12 protein-coding genes are annotated in these 12,155 nt (G+C 72.5%); 7 read left to right on the plus strand and 5 right to left on the minus strand.

Annotated features, from left to right (window positions below):
- Positions 1-11: 11 nt before the first annotated feature.
- Positions 12-677: an O-methyltransferase gene (locus J5X86_RS20050; protein WP_014054715.1), complete on the minus strand. Its 666-nt coding sequence runs from the start codon at positions 675-677 to the stop codon at positions 12-14.
- 130 nt (positions 678-807) lie between these two features.
- Between J5X86_RS20050 and sigE the strand changes: the two genes are divergently transcribed.
- The 5 genes from sigE to J5X86_RS20075 all read left to right on the plus strand — a co-directional run bounded on the left by sigE (position 808) and on the right by J5X86_RS20075 (position 6,258).
- Positions 808-1,626 carry an RNA polymerase sigma factor SigE gene (gene sigE / locus J5X86_RS20055; RefSeq protein ID WP_208518138.1) on the plus strand — a complete coding sequence of 273 codons (819 nt, stop codon included), beginning with the start codon at positions 808-810 and terminating at the stop codon, positions 1,624-1,626.
- A complete protein-coding gene (locus J5X86_RS20060; RefSeq protein ID WP_208518139.1) occupies positions 1,623-2,546 on the plus strand; it encodes an anti-sigma factor in 924 nt (307 codons plus the stop codon). The genes sigE and J5X86_RS20060 overlap by 4 nt, the downstream gene beginning before the upstream one ends.
- A gap of 518 nt (positions 2,547-3,064) precedes the next feature.
- Positions 3,065-4,909 carry a trypsin-like peptidase domain-containing protein gene (locus tag J5X86_RS20065; RefSeq protein WP_208518140.1) on the plus strand — a complete coding sequence of 615 codons (1,845 nt, stop codon included), beginning with the start codon at positions 3,065-3,067 and terminating at the stop codon, positions 4,907-4,909.
- A gap of 100 nt (positions 4,910-5,009) precedes the next feature.
- The gene (locus J5X86_RS20070) at positions 5,010-5,480 is read left to right on the plus strand and encodes a sec-independent translocase (RefSeq protein ID WP_208518141.1); all 471 of its coding nucleotides are present in this window, start codon (positions 5,010-5,012) and stop codon (positions 5,478-5,480) included.
- 118 nt (positions 5,481-5,598) lie between these two features.
- A complete protein-coding gene (locus J5X86_RS20075; RefSeq protein ID WP_208518142.1) occupies positions 5,599-6,258 on the plus strand; it encodes a hypothetical protein in 660 nt (219 codons plus the stop codon).
- A gap of 101 nt (positions 6,259-6,359) precedes the next feature.
- On the opposite strand, the gene J5X86_RS20080 is transcribed toward J5X86_RS20075, so the two are convergent.
- From J5X86_RS20080 to J5X86_RS20090, 3 genes are read right to left on the minus strand one after another with little or no spacing between them, the layout of a single operon-like run.
- Complete coding sequence (locus J5X86_RS20080) at positions 6,360-7,514, minus strand: Mrp/NBP35 family ATP-binding protein (RefSeq protein ID WP_078643409.1); 1,155 nt, start codon at positions 7,512-7,514, stop codon at positions 6,360-6,362.
- 42 nt (positions 7,515-7,556) lie between these two features.
- A complete protein-coding gene (locus tag J5X86_RS20085) occupies positions 7,557-8,087 on the minus strand; it encodes a DUF1003 domain-containing protein (RefSeq protein WP_208518143.1) in 531 nt (176 codons plus the stop codon).
- Entirely contained in the window at positions 8,077-9,360 is a 1,284-nt protein-coding gene (locus J5X86_RS20090; RefSeq protein ID WP_208518144.1) for a magnesium transporter MgtE N-terminal domain-containing protein, read from the minus strand. The genes J5X86_RS20085 and J5X86_RS20090 overlap by 11 nt, the downstream gene beginning before the upstream one ends.
- Positions 9,361-9,547: 187 nt before the next feature.
- Between J5X86_RS20090 and J5X86_RS20095 the strand changes: the two genes are divergently transcribed.
- Entirely contained in the window at positions 9,548-10,297 is a 750-nt protein-coding gene (locus J5X86_RS20095; protein ID WP_208518145.1) for a hypothetical protein, read from the plus strand.
- Positions 10,298-10,477: 180 nt separating this feature from the next.
- On the opposite strand, the gene J5X86_RS20100 is transcribed toward J5X86_RS20095, so the two are convergent.
- Positions 10,478-11,023, minus strand: coding sequence for a hypothetical protein (locus J5X86_RS20100; protein ID WP_208518146.1), 546 nt, complete (start codon positions 11,021-11,023; stop codon positions 10,478-10,480).
- A gap of 85 nt (positions 11,024-11,108) precedes the next feature.
- Between J5X86_RS20100 and J5X86_RS20105 the strand changes: the two genes are divergently transcribed.
- The gene (locus tag J5X86_RS20105) at positions 11,109-12,068 is read left to right on the plus strand and encodes a DMT family transporter (protein WP_208518147.1); all 960 of its coding nucleotides are present in this window, start codon (positions 11,109-11,111) and stop codon (positions 12,066-12,068) included.
- Positions 12,069-12,155: the final 87 nt, after the last annotated feature.

Below are 12,155 nucleotides of genomic sequence, written 5' to 3' on the forward strand. Positions count from 1 at the left end.
GGTCGGCCGTTTCAGCCCCGCTTGACCGCGCAGAGCAGGCCGTCGCCGACCGGCAGCAGGGACGACTGCAGCACGGTGGACTCCCGGACGGTCCGCAGCAGCTCGCGTACCCGCAGCACCTCCGTGGGCTGGGCGGCGGAGTCCACGGTCCGCCCGTTGGTGAAGACCCCCTCGAAGCAGACCAGCCCGCCGGGCCGCAGCAGACGCAACGATTCGGCGAGGTAGTCCAGGCACTCCAGCCGGTCGCCGTCGCAGAAGACGAGGTCGTATCCGCCGTCGGCCAGCCGGGGCAGCACATCCAGGGCGCGGCCGGGGATGAAGCGCGCCCGGTTCCCGGTGAACCCGGCCGCGCGGAACGCCTGCCGGGCGAACTGCTGCATCTCCGGTTCGGTGTCCACGGTGGTCAGCACGCCGTCCGGGCGCATCCCGCGCAGCAGATGGATCCCCGAGACGCCCGTCCCGGTGCCGATCTCGGCGACGACCTTGGCATCGGCGGCGGCAGCGAGCAGCCGCAGCGCGGCGCCGGTGCCCGCCGACACCGAGCGCAGCCCTGCCTCCCGGGCCCGGTCACGGGCCCAGTGAAGGGCTTCGTCCTCGGCGACGAACGCGTCGGCGAACGCCCAGCTCGTCTGCCGGTTGCCGGTAATGACCCTCTCCTGTCCCCGTAGTTGGCGCAACGGTGACTGTATCCGCTGCGCTCGGGAACCCGCAGATGGGACCAGGCGTTGTAGAAGCCGGGGGGACCGTATGGATCACGACCAAATGCAGGTCAAAAATGCTTATCCGGAGCTAACGGGCGAGGTGGATATGGTAGGGGCTCTACTGGAGACCACCAGAGCCGACAGGGGAGGTGCGGCTGCGGCCGGTGACCGGCGAGTGCTGAAGCGCTTTCGCAGGTCAGTGGGCGAGCCGAAATCCGTGACCAACACTGCTGACCGTTCTCGCCCCCGTAGCCCAAAGGGCACGGGAGGTGCGCCCCTCGCCGAGCCTGCCACCACCGCGACCTTCGCCACGGACGCGGACGCGCCGGCGTGGACGCCTCCTACCTGGGAGGAGATCGTCAGCACGCACAGCGCACGGGTCTACCGCCTCGCCTACCGGCTCACCGGTAACCAGCACGACGCCGAGGATCTCACCCAGGAGGTGTTCGTCCGCGTCTTCCGCTCGCTGTCGACGTACACCCCGGGCACATTCGAGGGCTGGCTGCACCGCATCACCACCAATCTCTTCCTCGACATGGTCCGCCGTCGGCAGCGCATCCGCTTCGACGCCCTCGGCGAGGACGCGGCGGAGCGGCTCCCCAGCCGCGAGCCCTCTCCCCAGCAGCACTTCAACGACACCCACTTCGACGCCGATGTGCAGCAGGCGCTGGACACCCTCGCCCCGGAGTTCCGCGCCGCCGTGGTGCTCTGTGACATCGAGGGGCTGTCGTACGAGGAGATCGCGGCCACTCTGGGCGTCAAGCTGGGCACCGTGCGCAGCCGCATCCACCGCGGCCGCTCGCATCTGCGCAAGGCGCTGCAGCACCGTGCCCCCGCGGCGCGGACCGGTCAGCAGCATGAGGTCGCCGCGGTGGCGCCGAGTGTCACGGCCCCCCGGCTGAGCGGGGAGGTCGGAATCGCGTGACCCGATCAGGCGGTCCGTCCCCCGCCGAGCAGCATCTCGGCGACCGCCTTGCGGCTCTGGTCGACGGTGAGCTGGGGCATGACGCGCGTGAGCGCGTCCTCGCCCATCTCGCCACCTGCTGCAAGTGCAAGGCGGAAGCCGATGCTCAGCGTCGGCTGAAAAACGTGTTCGCCCAGACGGCGCCCCCGGCACCGTCCGAGGGCTTTCTGGCGCGTCTGCAGGGCCTGCCGGCCGCGGGCGACGACGGTATGGGCGGCTCCCCCTTCGGGGGCCCGAGCGTCTTCGGCCCGCGCGAGATGCGCGGCGCCCCACGGGACGTCCGCGAGGTGCGCGACGTCCGGGAGCCGCAGGAGAGACGGGAGCGGGCGTTCGCCTTCGTGCCCACGATGCCCCCGGGCACCGCGATCGCACCGGCGGCATCGGCTCGTGCCTCACGTCAGCGCGGCTTCAGGATCCATGAGGTCGAGCGCCCCGCCCCGCGCCGCAGGTTCGCCTTCGCGGCGGCCGGAGCGGTCTCGCTGGCGGCCTTCGCGCTCGGCGCGGCCCTTCCGCTGGACGCGGCGGTCGACCCGCCGGGAAGTTCGGCCGACGGTGCCGATACCGCGGTCGCCCCGGTCGACGCCGACGCCGCCGTGAGCACGGGCGTCCGGGAGCGGACCCGCCAGGAGGTGGGGCTGTTGGCCACCACGGACACCCGGACGGGCACCCCGTCCCCGACGGCCACCCCGCATCCACCGGCCCTGCGCCAGCCCGTCGGGGCGGCGCTGAATCCGCTGATACAGCCGATTCTCTCGGTCACTGAGCTGCTGCGGACGTCGAACTCCACACCCCCGGCCCCCGCGCCGACTCAGATGGAGGTCCCGTCCCGGCCCACGTCGGGCGGCTCGCCGTATCTCGGGGTCAGCGCGCCCCCGAAGTAGTGCGACGGCGGTGACGGCGCGATGTCGCCGGCCGCCCGTCTCTTTGCCGATCATGACAAGGTCTTTACGTCCGCCCTGCGCGAGCGCCGACGGACCTGATTGAATCGGCTCCGGGCAGCGCGGCTCGGGCAGGTGAGCCGAGGGGCGCGGTGCCCTGGTCCCGGATGCTTGGCCTTACCGGCCGGGACACCCACCGGGCAAGCCGAAGGGTGCTTGGCCTTACCGGCCGGGGGGCATTCCCAGCGGTGGCTGGGGTAAGCCGAAGGGCACCGTAGTGTGTCCGGGTGCTTGGGCTGACCGGCCGGGGGCACCTCCCAGCGTTGGCTGGGGGCGAGCCGAAGGGGTGCGTCGCTGTCGTAAGGGAGCCGCGCGCGGGGAGCGAGGGCTGCGATCGATATGCGGCTCCGCCGCGTGGGCGACCGAGCACGTCGACCGTCGACAGGGGGTACCTCCCAGCGGTAGCTGGGGGAGACTTAGGCGCCCCGGAGGCGAACCGAGCCCTCAAAAAAGAGGAGATCATGGACGAGCCGAAGGCTCCGAAGCCGAAGCCGAAGTGGTGGAGCCGCCCGGTCGCCGCACGGCCCGGCGACCAGTCGAGCGACGCGGCGGAGGGCGCCGAGGAGCGTACGGAGGCTGCCGCCGCGCAGGCGCCGCCGGAGCCGGTGGACGCGCCCATGGAGGGCCGTGTGCCCGAGGAGCCGGCGCCCCGGCCGTTGCACGAGCCCGACCCGTACAGCACCCCGCCCTACGGCGGCCCCGGGCCCTGGGCCCCGGCCCCGCCCGTCCAGCACCCGGTGGCGACCCCCGCGCAGGGCACGCATGTCCCGCCCGGTATGGCCCAGGCGCCGCCCCCGGCCCCCGGCATGGCGCAGGCGCCGCCTCAGACGCCGCCCCAGGCCCCCGGGACGCCCCAGGCGCCGCCTCAGGCGCTGCCCCCGGCCCCCGGTATGGCCCAGGCGCCGCCCCAGGCCCCCGGGACGCCCCAGGCACCGCCCCCGGCCCCCGGGATGACCCCGCCCCACGGCACCACCCTGCCGCCCGCCGCGGGCCCCGTACCGGGGCAGAGCGCGCCTGCGCCCATGCCGCCGCACCCCGGGATGACCCCGCCGCACGGCACACAGCTCCCTGTGGGGCCCGCAGATCCCCATCGGCCCGCCCCGATGGCGCAGCCCGCCCCGACCGCCCAGTGGCGCGGCTACGACCCCTGGACCGTGGTCCCGCCGCCCGCCGCGCCCAAGACGCCGAAGACGGTCTCCCGCCGCGGCGCCTGGATCGCCGTGCTGCTGATCGCCCTGGTCGCGGGGTGCGTCGGCGGCGGCATCGGCGCGTACGCGGAGCGGGACAACGCTTCCGGCGGCGTCGATGTGAAGCTGCCGCAGGCCCCGGTCGAGAAGGAGGCCAGGGCCCCGGGGAGCGTCGCCGGGATCGCCGCCAGCTCGCTGCCCGGCGTGGTGACCATCCATGTGCGCGGCAGCTCGGAGGAGGGCACCGGCACCGGCTTCGTCCTCGACAAGCAGGGTCATATCCTCACCAACAACCATGTCGTCCAGCCCGCCGGCGCGGACGGCGACATATCGGTGACGTTCAACAGCGGCCAGGACGCCAAGGCCGAGATCATCGGCCGCGACGCCGGCTATGACCTGGCGGTCGTCAAGGTCGACCGCGTCTCCGGGCTCACCCCGCTGCCGCTGGGCAACTCCGACTCCGTGCGCGTCGGCGACCCCGTCGTGGCCATCGGCGCCCCCTTCGACCTGGCGGGCACCGTCACCTCCGGGATCATCAGCGCCAAGGAGCGCCCCATCACCGCGGGCGGCGAGAAGGAGGACGGCAGCGACGTCAGCTATGTCGACGCGCTGCAGACCGACGCGCCGATCAACCCGGGCAACTCCGGCGGCCCCCTGGTCGACCGCAAGGGGCGGGTCATCGGGATCAACAGCGCGATCCGGGCGGCCGACGACGGCTCGGGCCTCGGCGGCGGCCAGGGCGGCAGCATCGGCCTGGGCTTCGCCATCCCGATCAACCAGGGCAAGCGGGTCGCCGAGGAGCTGATCAACACGGGGAAGGCCACCCATCCGGTGATCGGCGTGACCCTCGACATGGGCTACACGGGCGACGGCGCCCGGGTGAACACCAAGGGCGCCGGCAGCGGCCCGCCGGTTACTTCCGGCGGCCCCGGCGACAAGGCGGGGATCAAGGCCGGTGACGTGATCACGGAGGTGGACGGCGTCCCGGTGCACAGCGGACAGGAGCTGATCGTGAAGATCCGCAGCCACCGCCCCGGCGACCGGCTCGAGCTCACCGTCAAGCGCGGCGGTAAGAAGCGCACCGCGGGGCTGACCCTGGGTTCGGCGAGCAGCGGCTGACGCGCGATGTTGGCCCGGCTGTCTCCCGCGCCGACCCCGCCGCCAGGTACGGTGTTGAGTGGCCCAGGCCGGGGCCCCAGACGTCTTGAGGAGCTGCAAGGTGTTGGACATAGGACCTCTCGAGCTTGTCGCGCTCGTTGTCCTTGCGGTGCTCGTCTTCGGCCCGGACAAGCTCCCGAAGGTGATTCGGGATGTCTCGCAGTTCATCCGGAAGATCCGGGAGTTCTCCGACAGTGCCAAAGAGGACATCCGCTCTGAGCTGGGGCCGGAGTTCAAGGACTTCGAGTTCGAGGACCTCAACCCCAAGACCTTCGTGCGCAAGCATGTGATGGACTCCGATGAGCTCGGCCTGAAGGAGATCCGTAACGGCTTCGACCTCCGTAAGGAGATGGCGGAGGTCGCCGACGCGGTGAACGGCCGGGAGAGTGATTCGCCGCAGGGCTCTTCAGGGGCTTCCGGCACCACCCCGCTGTCCCTGTCCAAGGGCGACTCCAGCACGCCTGACCTGCTGCGCAAGCGCGAGGAGCCGAGCCGCGAGGAGCGTCCGCCTTTCGACTCCGACGCCACTTGATCCCCCCGTATGCCCGGCCTGGTTGACCCGTATGGCTATCCTCCCTTTGTCCGGGGTGAGGGTCGCCCGAGGGGGGCGGGCCGCCCACAACGCAGGGCAACGAGGAGGCCGCGCGCACATGGAGACCACGGGTCGGCTAGGGGAACGAGGGGTGGCAGCGACTGCGCAGGGGATGCCCGCCGATGCCCGGCGGAGCGTCGACGGCTATCTGATGGCCGGCTTCCCCTGGTACGGGCTTGACGAGGCGTTCACCGGCCCCCGCTGGCTGATGCAGGTGGGCGCGGCGGCCGATGGCATCGTCGAGTACGGCTCGACCGGCCATGGCGAGGAGCCGTCGCTGCGCGTCGAGACCGATATGGACCAGCAGCGCTTCACGGTGGTCGTCACCGTCGCCAGCCGCCCGGGGCGGGACAGCGCCGACGGCACCGGCAAGCTGGAGGCCACCTCGGTCTCCTCGGCCGCCTGGCTGGCCGGGTCCGGTCTGTTGTCGTGCACCTGGCCGACACGGATGGAGCGGGCGCTGCGCCAGGACTGGCTGGACCAGCAGACCGCGATCGCCTGGGAGCTGGCGGACGATCTGGAGGGCGAGAGCTGGTCGCGGCTTTCGCTCCCGGTGGACGGGGTGCCGACCGACTTCCACTACCGCGAGTCGGAGTACGGCTGGGTGCTGGCCGGAACGGCGGGCGAGGACGTGCACATCGGGGCGTACGGGCGCGGGATGAGCGCCTACGGCCTGGGGTTCGCGGTGGTCAAGGACATCACCCGCTACGACTCGTAAGGCAGGCGCCAAAGGCTCAGGGGCGGCTTCCCGAGGAAGCCGCCCCTGAACCGTAAGGCCGTGGCCGAGCGCGAGCCGTAAGGCCGTTGCCGAGCGCGCGCTCAGAACTTGTTGCGCGGGGTGACGCCCAGCGACATGCCCGCGAGGCCGCGCTGGCGTCCGCCGATCTTGCCCGCGATCGCCTTGAGCGCGCTGCCCGCCGGGGAGTCGGGGTCGGTCAGCACGACCGGCTTCCCCTCGTCGCCGCCCTCGCGCAGCCGTACGTCGATCGGGATGGAGCCCAGCACCGGCACCGTCGTGCCGGTGGTCCGGCTGAGTCCGTCGGCGACCACCTGGCCACCGCCGGTGCCGAAGACGTCGACCATCTCGTCGCAGTGCGGGCAGGGCAGCCCGGACATGTTCTCCACGACGCCGACGATCTTCTGATGGGTCTGGACGGCGATCGCACCGGCCCGCTCGGCGACCTCGGCGGCAGCCACCTGCGGCGTCGTCACCACCAGGATCTCGGCGTTGGGCACCAACTGGGCGACGGAGATCGCGATATCGCCGGTGCCCGGGGGGAGGTCGAGCAGGAGCACATCGAGGTCGCCCCAGTAGACATCGGCCAGGAACTGCTGGAGCGCGCGGTGCAGCATCGGGCCGCGCCAGACCACCGGGGCGTTCCCGGGGGTGAACATCCCGATCGAGATCACCTTCACGCCGTTCGCCGACGGCGGCATGATCATGTTCTCGACCTGGGTGGGGCGTCCGTCGGCGCCCAGCATGCGGGGCACCGAGTGGCCGTAGATGTCGGCGTCCACCACGCCGACCTTGAGCCCGTCGGCGGCCATCGCGGCGGCCAGGTTGACCGTCACCGACGACTTGCCGACGCCGCCCTTGCCGGAGGCCACGGCGTAGACCCGGGTCAGCGAGCCGGGCTTGGCGAAGGGCACCTCGCGCTCGGCCTGGCCGCCGCGGAGCGAGGTGGCCAGCTCACGGCGCTGCTCGTCGCTCATCACATCGAGTTCGACCGTGACCCCGGTCACACCCTCGACCTCGGCGACCGCCGTCCGCACGCTGCTGGTGATCGTGTCCCGCATCGGGCAGCCGGAGACTGTGAGGTAGACCACCACGGCGACCGAGCCATCCGCCGCGATCTCGACGGATTTGACCATGCCGAGGTCGGTGATCGGCTTGTGGATCTCCGGGTCGTTGACCGTCGCGAGCGCGGCGCGTACCGCGTCTTCGCTCGGCGCTGGGAGGGTGTCGGTAGCCATATGGAGATGGTACGGCGCCGCGGGCGGGAGGCGGGATGGGCGTCAGCGGTCGCGTTCCTCACTCGGCCGGGGTTCGCCGTGGGCGCCGGGCCGCGGGGCGCTCCGTCCGCCGTCCGGCTCCCGGCGCAGGTCCTCAAGCTGGTCGCGGAGCCAGTCGCGGGTGGCGACCTCGCCCAGGCCCGTCCGCAGCGCCGCGATCTCCCGGGTGAGGAACTCGGTGTCGGCGATCGACCTTTCGTTCTGCTTGCGGTCCTGTTCGAGGTTGACGCGGTCGCGGTCGGCCTGGCGGTACTGGGCCAGCAGGATCAGCGGGGCGGAGTACGACGCCTGGAGCGAGAGCATCAGCGTCAGGAAGATGAACGGGAATGGGTCGAACCGCAGCCGCGGCGGCGCCAGGATGTTCCAGGCCAGCCATAAGGCGACGAAGGCGGTCATCCAGGCGATGAACCGCCCGGTGCCCAGGAAGCGCGCGATCCGCTCCGACGCCCTGCCGAACGCCTCGGGGTCCCAGCGCGGCAGCGGGCTGCGGCGCCGCGCCTTGGGCCGGTCCAGCCGGATGCCCTCACCGTCCATCGGCGGCCTCCGGCAGGGCCATCCCGGCGTACAGCTCGCGCTCCCGCCAGTCGGACGGCAGCAGATGGTCCAGCACGTCGTCGACCGTCACGGCGCCGAGCAGGGAGCCGGTCTCGTCCACGACGGGCGCCGCGAGCAGGTTGTAGGTGGCCAGATGGCCGGCGACGACGGGCAGCGGGGTGTCCGGCGGCAGGGTCGGCAGATCGGTGTCGACGGACGCCCCTACGAGGGTGAACGGCGGGTCGCGCAGGAGCCGTTGGAAGTGGATGACGCCCAGATAGCGGCCGGTGGGCGTCTGGTCGGGCGGGCGGCACACATAGACCTGGGCGGCGAGCGCGGGCGTCAGGTCCTGGTTACGCACCCGGGCGAGCGCGTCCGCGATGGTGGCGTCCGGGCGCAGCACGATCGGCTCGGTCGTCATCAGACCGCCCGCCGACCCCTCCTCGTACGACATCAGCCGCCGCATGTCCGCCGCGTCGCGGGGGCGCATCAGGTCCAGCAGCCGCTCCTTGTCGGGTTCGGGGAGCTCGGAGAGCAGATCGGCCGCGTCATCGGGGTCCATGGCCTCCAGGACGTCGGCCGCGCGCTCCTCCTTGAGCTTGCCGAGGATCTCCACCTGGTCGTCGTCGGGCAGCTCCTCCAGGACGTCCGCGAGCCGCTCGTCGTCCAGGGCCGCCGCCACCTCGCCCCGGCGCTTGGCGGACAGGTGGTGCAGCACATTGGCCAGGTCGGCGGGGCGTAGCTGCTCGAAGGTGGCCAGCAGGTTCTCCGCGCCCTGTCCCTGCTCCTCCAGCGAGAATCCGGTGACCGCCGACCAGTCCACGGTCAGCGCCTCGCCGCGGCGGCGCAGCGCGCCGGTCTTGCCGCGGCGTACGAAGACCTTGTCGACCTCCCACTCCCGGCGCGCGGGCAGCTGGGTCATGGCCACGTCGAGGACCGTCACCGGCTCGCCGGTCTCGACCACCCGCACCGTGCGGTCGAGCAGTTCGCCGAGGACCAGGGTCTCGGTGGGGCGTTGTTCGAAGCGGCGCATGTTGAGCACACCGGTGGTGATGACCTGGCCGGACTCCACGCCGGTCACCCGCGTCATGGGCAGGAAGATCCGGCGGCGGCCGATCACCTCGACCACCAGGCCGAGCACCCGCGGCGGGCGGCCGGCCAGCCGCAGCATCGCCACGACGTCGCGCACCCGCCCCACCTGGTCGCCGTTCGGGTCGAAGACGGCGACGCCCGCGAGATGCGAGACGAAGACCCGGGGGGCGCCTGCCGGCATGCCCTGCCTCCCCTCGTATATGGGGTTTTGTGGTCATTCAAGGTAATGATCCGCTCTTCACCGGGTTCAGGCTAACGTGCCCGCACCTGCCCTGCCGCCGGGCGAGGGCGGTACGGCACCCTGCGGACACCGCGGGACGGCACCGGTACGCTGCCCTACTGCACCGGCATCAGGAGGCAGAGCGGACGTGCGCACCCGGAACAGGGCTGTCGTTGCGGCGATGTGCGCGGGGTTGGCCGCCACGCTCGCCGCGTGTGGCGGCGGCGGTGGGGAGAAGGACCCCGACGCGGGGACGAACGGCGTGGGAAAGCTCCCCGCCACGAAGATCGAGAGCAAGGCCCGTCAGGCGGTCGCCGGCGCGAGTTCGGTGCGGCTCTCCGGCACGCTCGTCACCCAGGGAGCCACCTACAAGCTGAACATGCGGCTCAAGGCCGACGGCGGCACGGGCCAGGTCTCCACCAAGGGCTCCAGCTTCGAGCTGCTGCGCGTCGGCAAGGAGCTCTACCTCAAGGCCGACGCGGGCTTCTGGTCACACGACGGCGGGGACGAGGGACACGGCGGCGCGGCCGACGCGGCCGGGAAGCTGGACGACAAGTATGTGAAGGTCCCCTCCGGCGACCCCTCCTACCAGCGGCTCAGCGGTTTCACCGATATGAAGCTGCTGCTGGACGGGTTGCTCGGCCTGCAGGGCAAGGTCGCCACGGGCGACCACGGACAGGTGGACGGCGTACGGACGATCCGCATCAGCGCCGGCAAGGCCGGTGAGGGCGGATCGCTCGATGTCTCCCTGGAGGGCCGGCCCTATCCGCTGCGGCTGCAGCGGGCGGGCGGCGCGGGCGTGATCCAGCTCGCGGACTGGAACAAGGGCTTCAAGCTCGCCGCCCCGGAGAAGGGCCATGTGCTCGACTACGGGCAGCAGATCCCGGAGGCGCCGTAGTCGGCCCTGCGGAAGCCGTAGCCGTGAGCGCCCGTATGGGCGGCGAGGGCGCGTCCTTGAAGCCGGGGCGCGTCCTTACCGGGCGTCAGAGCCAGGGCGCGCCCTTACGGCGGGCGTCAGGGCTGGACCGCGGCCTTACGGGCGTCGGAGCCAGGCCCCGGCCTCACCCGGCGTCAGAAGCTACGACGCGTCCTTACGGGCGCCACGGGCGCGCTTCTTGCGGCGGGCGAGGAGCTTCGGGAGCGCCGCCGGGATCGGCCGACGGGTGGTCGCCGGGGACGGCAGCGGGGCCGCCGCCAGGGAGCCGGTGGGGTGTTCGGCGAGCGCCCCGGGCGTGGGCTCCAGCCGCAGCACCCGGCATTCGCGCGCCCAGCGCTCCGCGATGTGGTCGGCGTCCGTCGCGTTCAGCCGCTTGCCCTTGAGCTCGTCGACCACCGCGGTCCACGCCTCGCCGCCCGGGGTCAGTTCGACCACCCGCGCGGGCCAGCCGACCAGGCGCCCGCCCTTGTCCTTGCTGCGCACGGTCACCGTGGCGCTTCCGCCGTCGGTCAGTCCGAGGCCCTGGAGGGGCTGCTCCTGGGGCCCGTCTCCGACGAGGCAGGCCGCGCCCTCGTGCCAGATGTGCCACAGGGCGCGCGGGGCGCCTTCGGTGCCCTGGACCCAGATGAGGGCGGACTTCTTGGCCGCCTCCTCGACAAGGGCACGGTCCATCGGCGTCTGCGTCATGCCGACAGCCTAGGCCAGTCACGCACCCGTCCCAGCCTGTGAAAGGTCAGTTCCGTCTTATGCTCATGCGCCTTACGCTGGCGCCGTGCCCACCGCCCGTGCCGCCCGCAACCCAGCCCACACCACCACCCCCGCCGCACTCGGTGACGGCGGTCGTCCCGGTGGTGGCGTTCCCGTCGACATCGCGCTCCTTACGGTCGCCATCGCCGGTGTCTCGCTCTCCGCGCCGCTGGCCGCCGCGACGGTGGCGCCCGCACTCGCCATCGCCTTCTGGCGCAACGCCATGGCGGTGGGCGCGCTCACCCCGTTCGCGCTGTGGCGCCACCGGGGCGAGCTGCGCGGGATGGGCCGCCGGGCGGCGCTGCTGTCGGTCGGGGCGGGGGCGCTGCTCGCGGTGCACTTCGGCGCCTGGCTGCCGAGCCTGCACATGACCTCCGTGGCCTCCTCGACCGCGCTGGTGACCACGACCCCCATCTGGACGGCGCTGCTGCTGCGGCTGCGCGGCCACCGCCCGCCCACGCTCGCCTGGCTGGGCATGGGGCTCGCGATCCTCGGTGTGGTGATACTCACCGGCGTCGATCTGTCCGGTTCCCCACGCGCCCTGCTGGGCGACGCGCTCGCGCTGCTGGGCGGGGTGGCGGCGGCCGGGTACGTGCTGCTCGGGGCGGAGGTGCGCCGTTCGGTGAGCACCACCGTGTACGCCTATGTCTGCTATGCCACCACCAGCGTGCTCCTGCTGCTGACCTGCCTGGTGGCAGGCGCGCGGCTCGGCGGCTACAGCGGCACCACCTGGCTGCAGCTCGCGGTGCTGACGGTCACCGCACAGTTGCTGGGGCACACCCTCATCAACCGGGTGGTCAAGGGCCTCGGCCCCTCCATCACCTCGACCGCGATCCTGCTGGAGACGCCGGGGGCGGCCCTGATCGCGGCCCTGTGGCTGGGCCAGATGCCGCCCGTGGCCGCCTACCCGGCGCTCGCGGTGATCCTCGGCGGGCTCGCGCTGGTCATCATGGCGGACGGTAGGAAGTCCCGCCCGGGCCGGTGAAGGCCCCCTCGGACGGGCCAAGGCCCCCTCGGACGGGTCACAAGGCCCCCTCGGACGGGCCCGGCCGATAGGGGCCCGTCCGTCCGC

This window comes from Streptomyces sp. NEAU-YJ-81 (assembly GCF_017592595.1).
Lineage (GTDB): Bacteria > Actinomycetota > Actinomycetes > Streptomycetales > Streptomycetaceae > Streptomyces > Streptomyces hygroscopicus_B.

Excerpts from the sequence above, each read along its gene's own strand:
- J5X86_RS20075 (WP_208518142.1), top strand. The coding sequence starts at position 5,599 with ATGGAGACCACGGGTCGGCTAGGGGAACGAGGGGTGGCAGCGACTGCG.
- J5X86_RS20090 (WP_208518144.1), bottom strand. The coding sequence starts at position 9,360 with ATGCCGGCAGGCGCCCCCCGGGTCTTCGTCTCGCATCTCGCGGGCGTC.
- sigE (WP_208518138.1), top strand. The coding sequence starts at position 808 with ATGGTAGGGGCTCTACTGGAGACCACCAGAGCCGACAGGGGAGGTGCG.
- J5X86_RS20080 (WP_078643409.1), bottom strand. The coding sequence starts at position 7,514 with ATGGCTACCGACACCCTCCCAGCGCCGAGCGAAGACGCGGTACGCGCC.
- J5X86_RS20085 (WP_208518143.1), bottom strand. The coding sequence starts at position 8,087 with ATGGACGGTGAGGGCATCCGGCTGGACCGGCCCAAGGCGCGGCGCCGC.
- J5X86_RS20065 (WP_208518140.1), top strand. The coding sequence starts at position 3,065 with ATGGACGAGCCGAAGGCTCCGAAGCCGAAGCCGAAGTGGTGGAGCCGC.
- J5X86_RS20100 (WP_208518146.1), bottom strand. The coding sequence starts at position 11,023 with ATGACGCAGACGCCGATGGACCGTGCCCTTGTCGAGGAGGCGGCCAAG.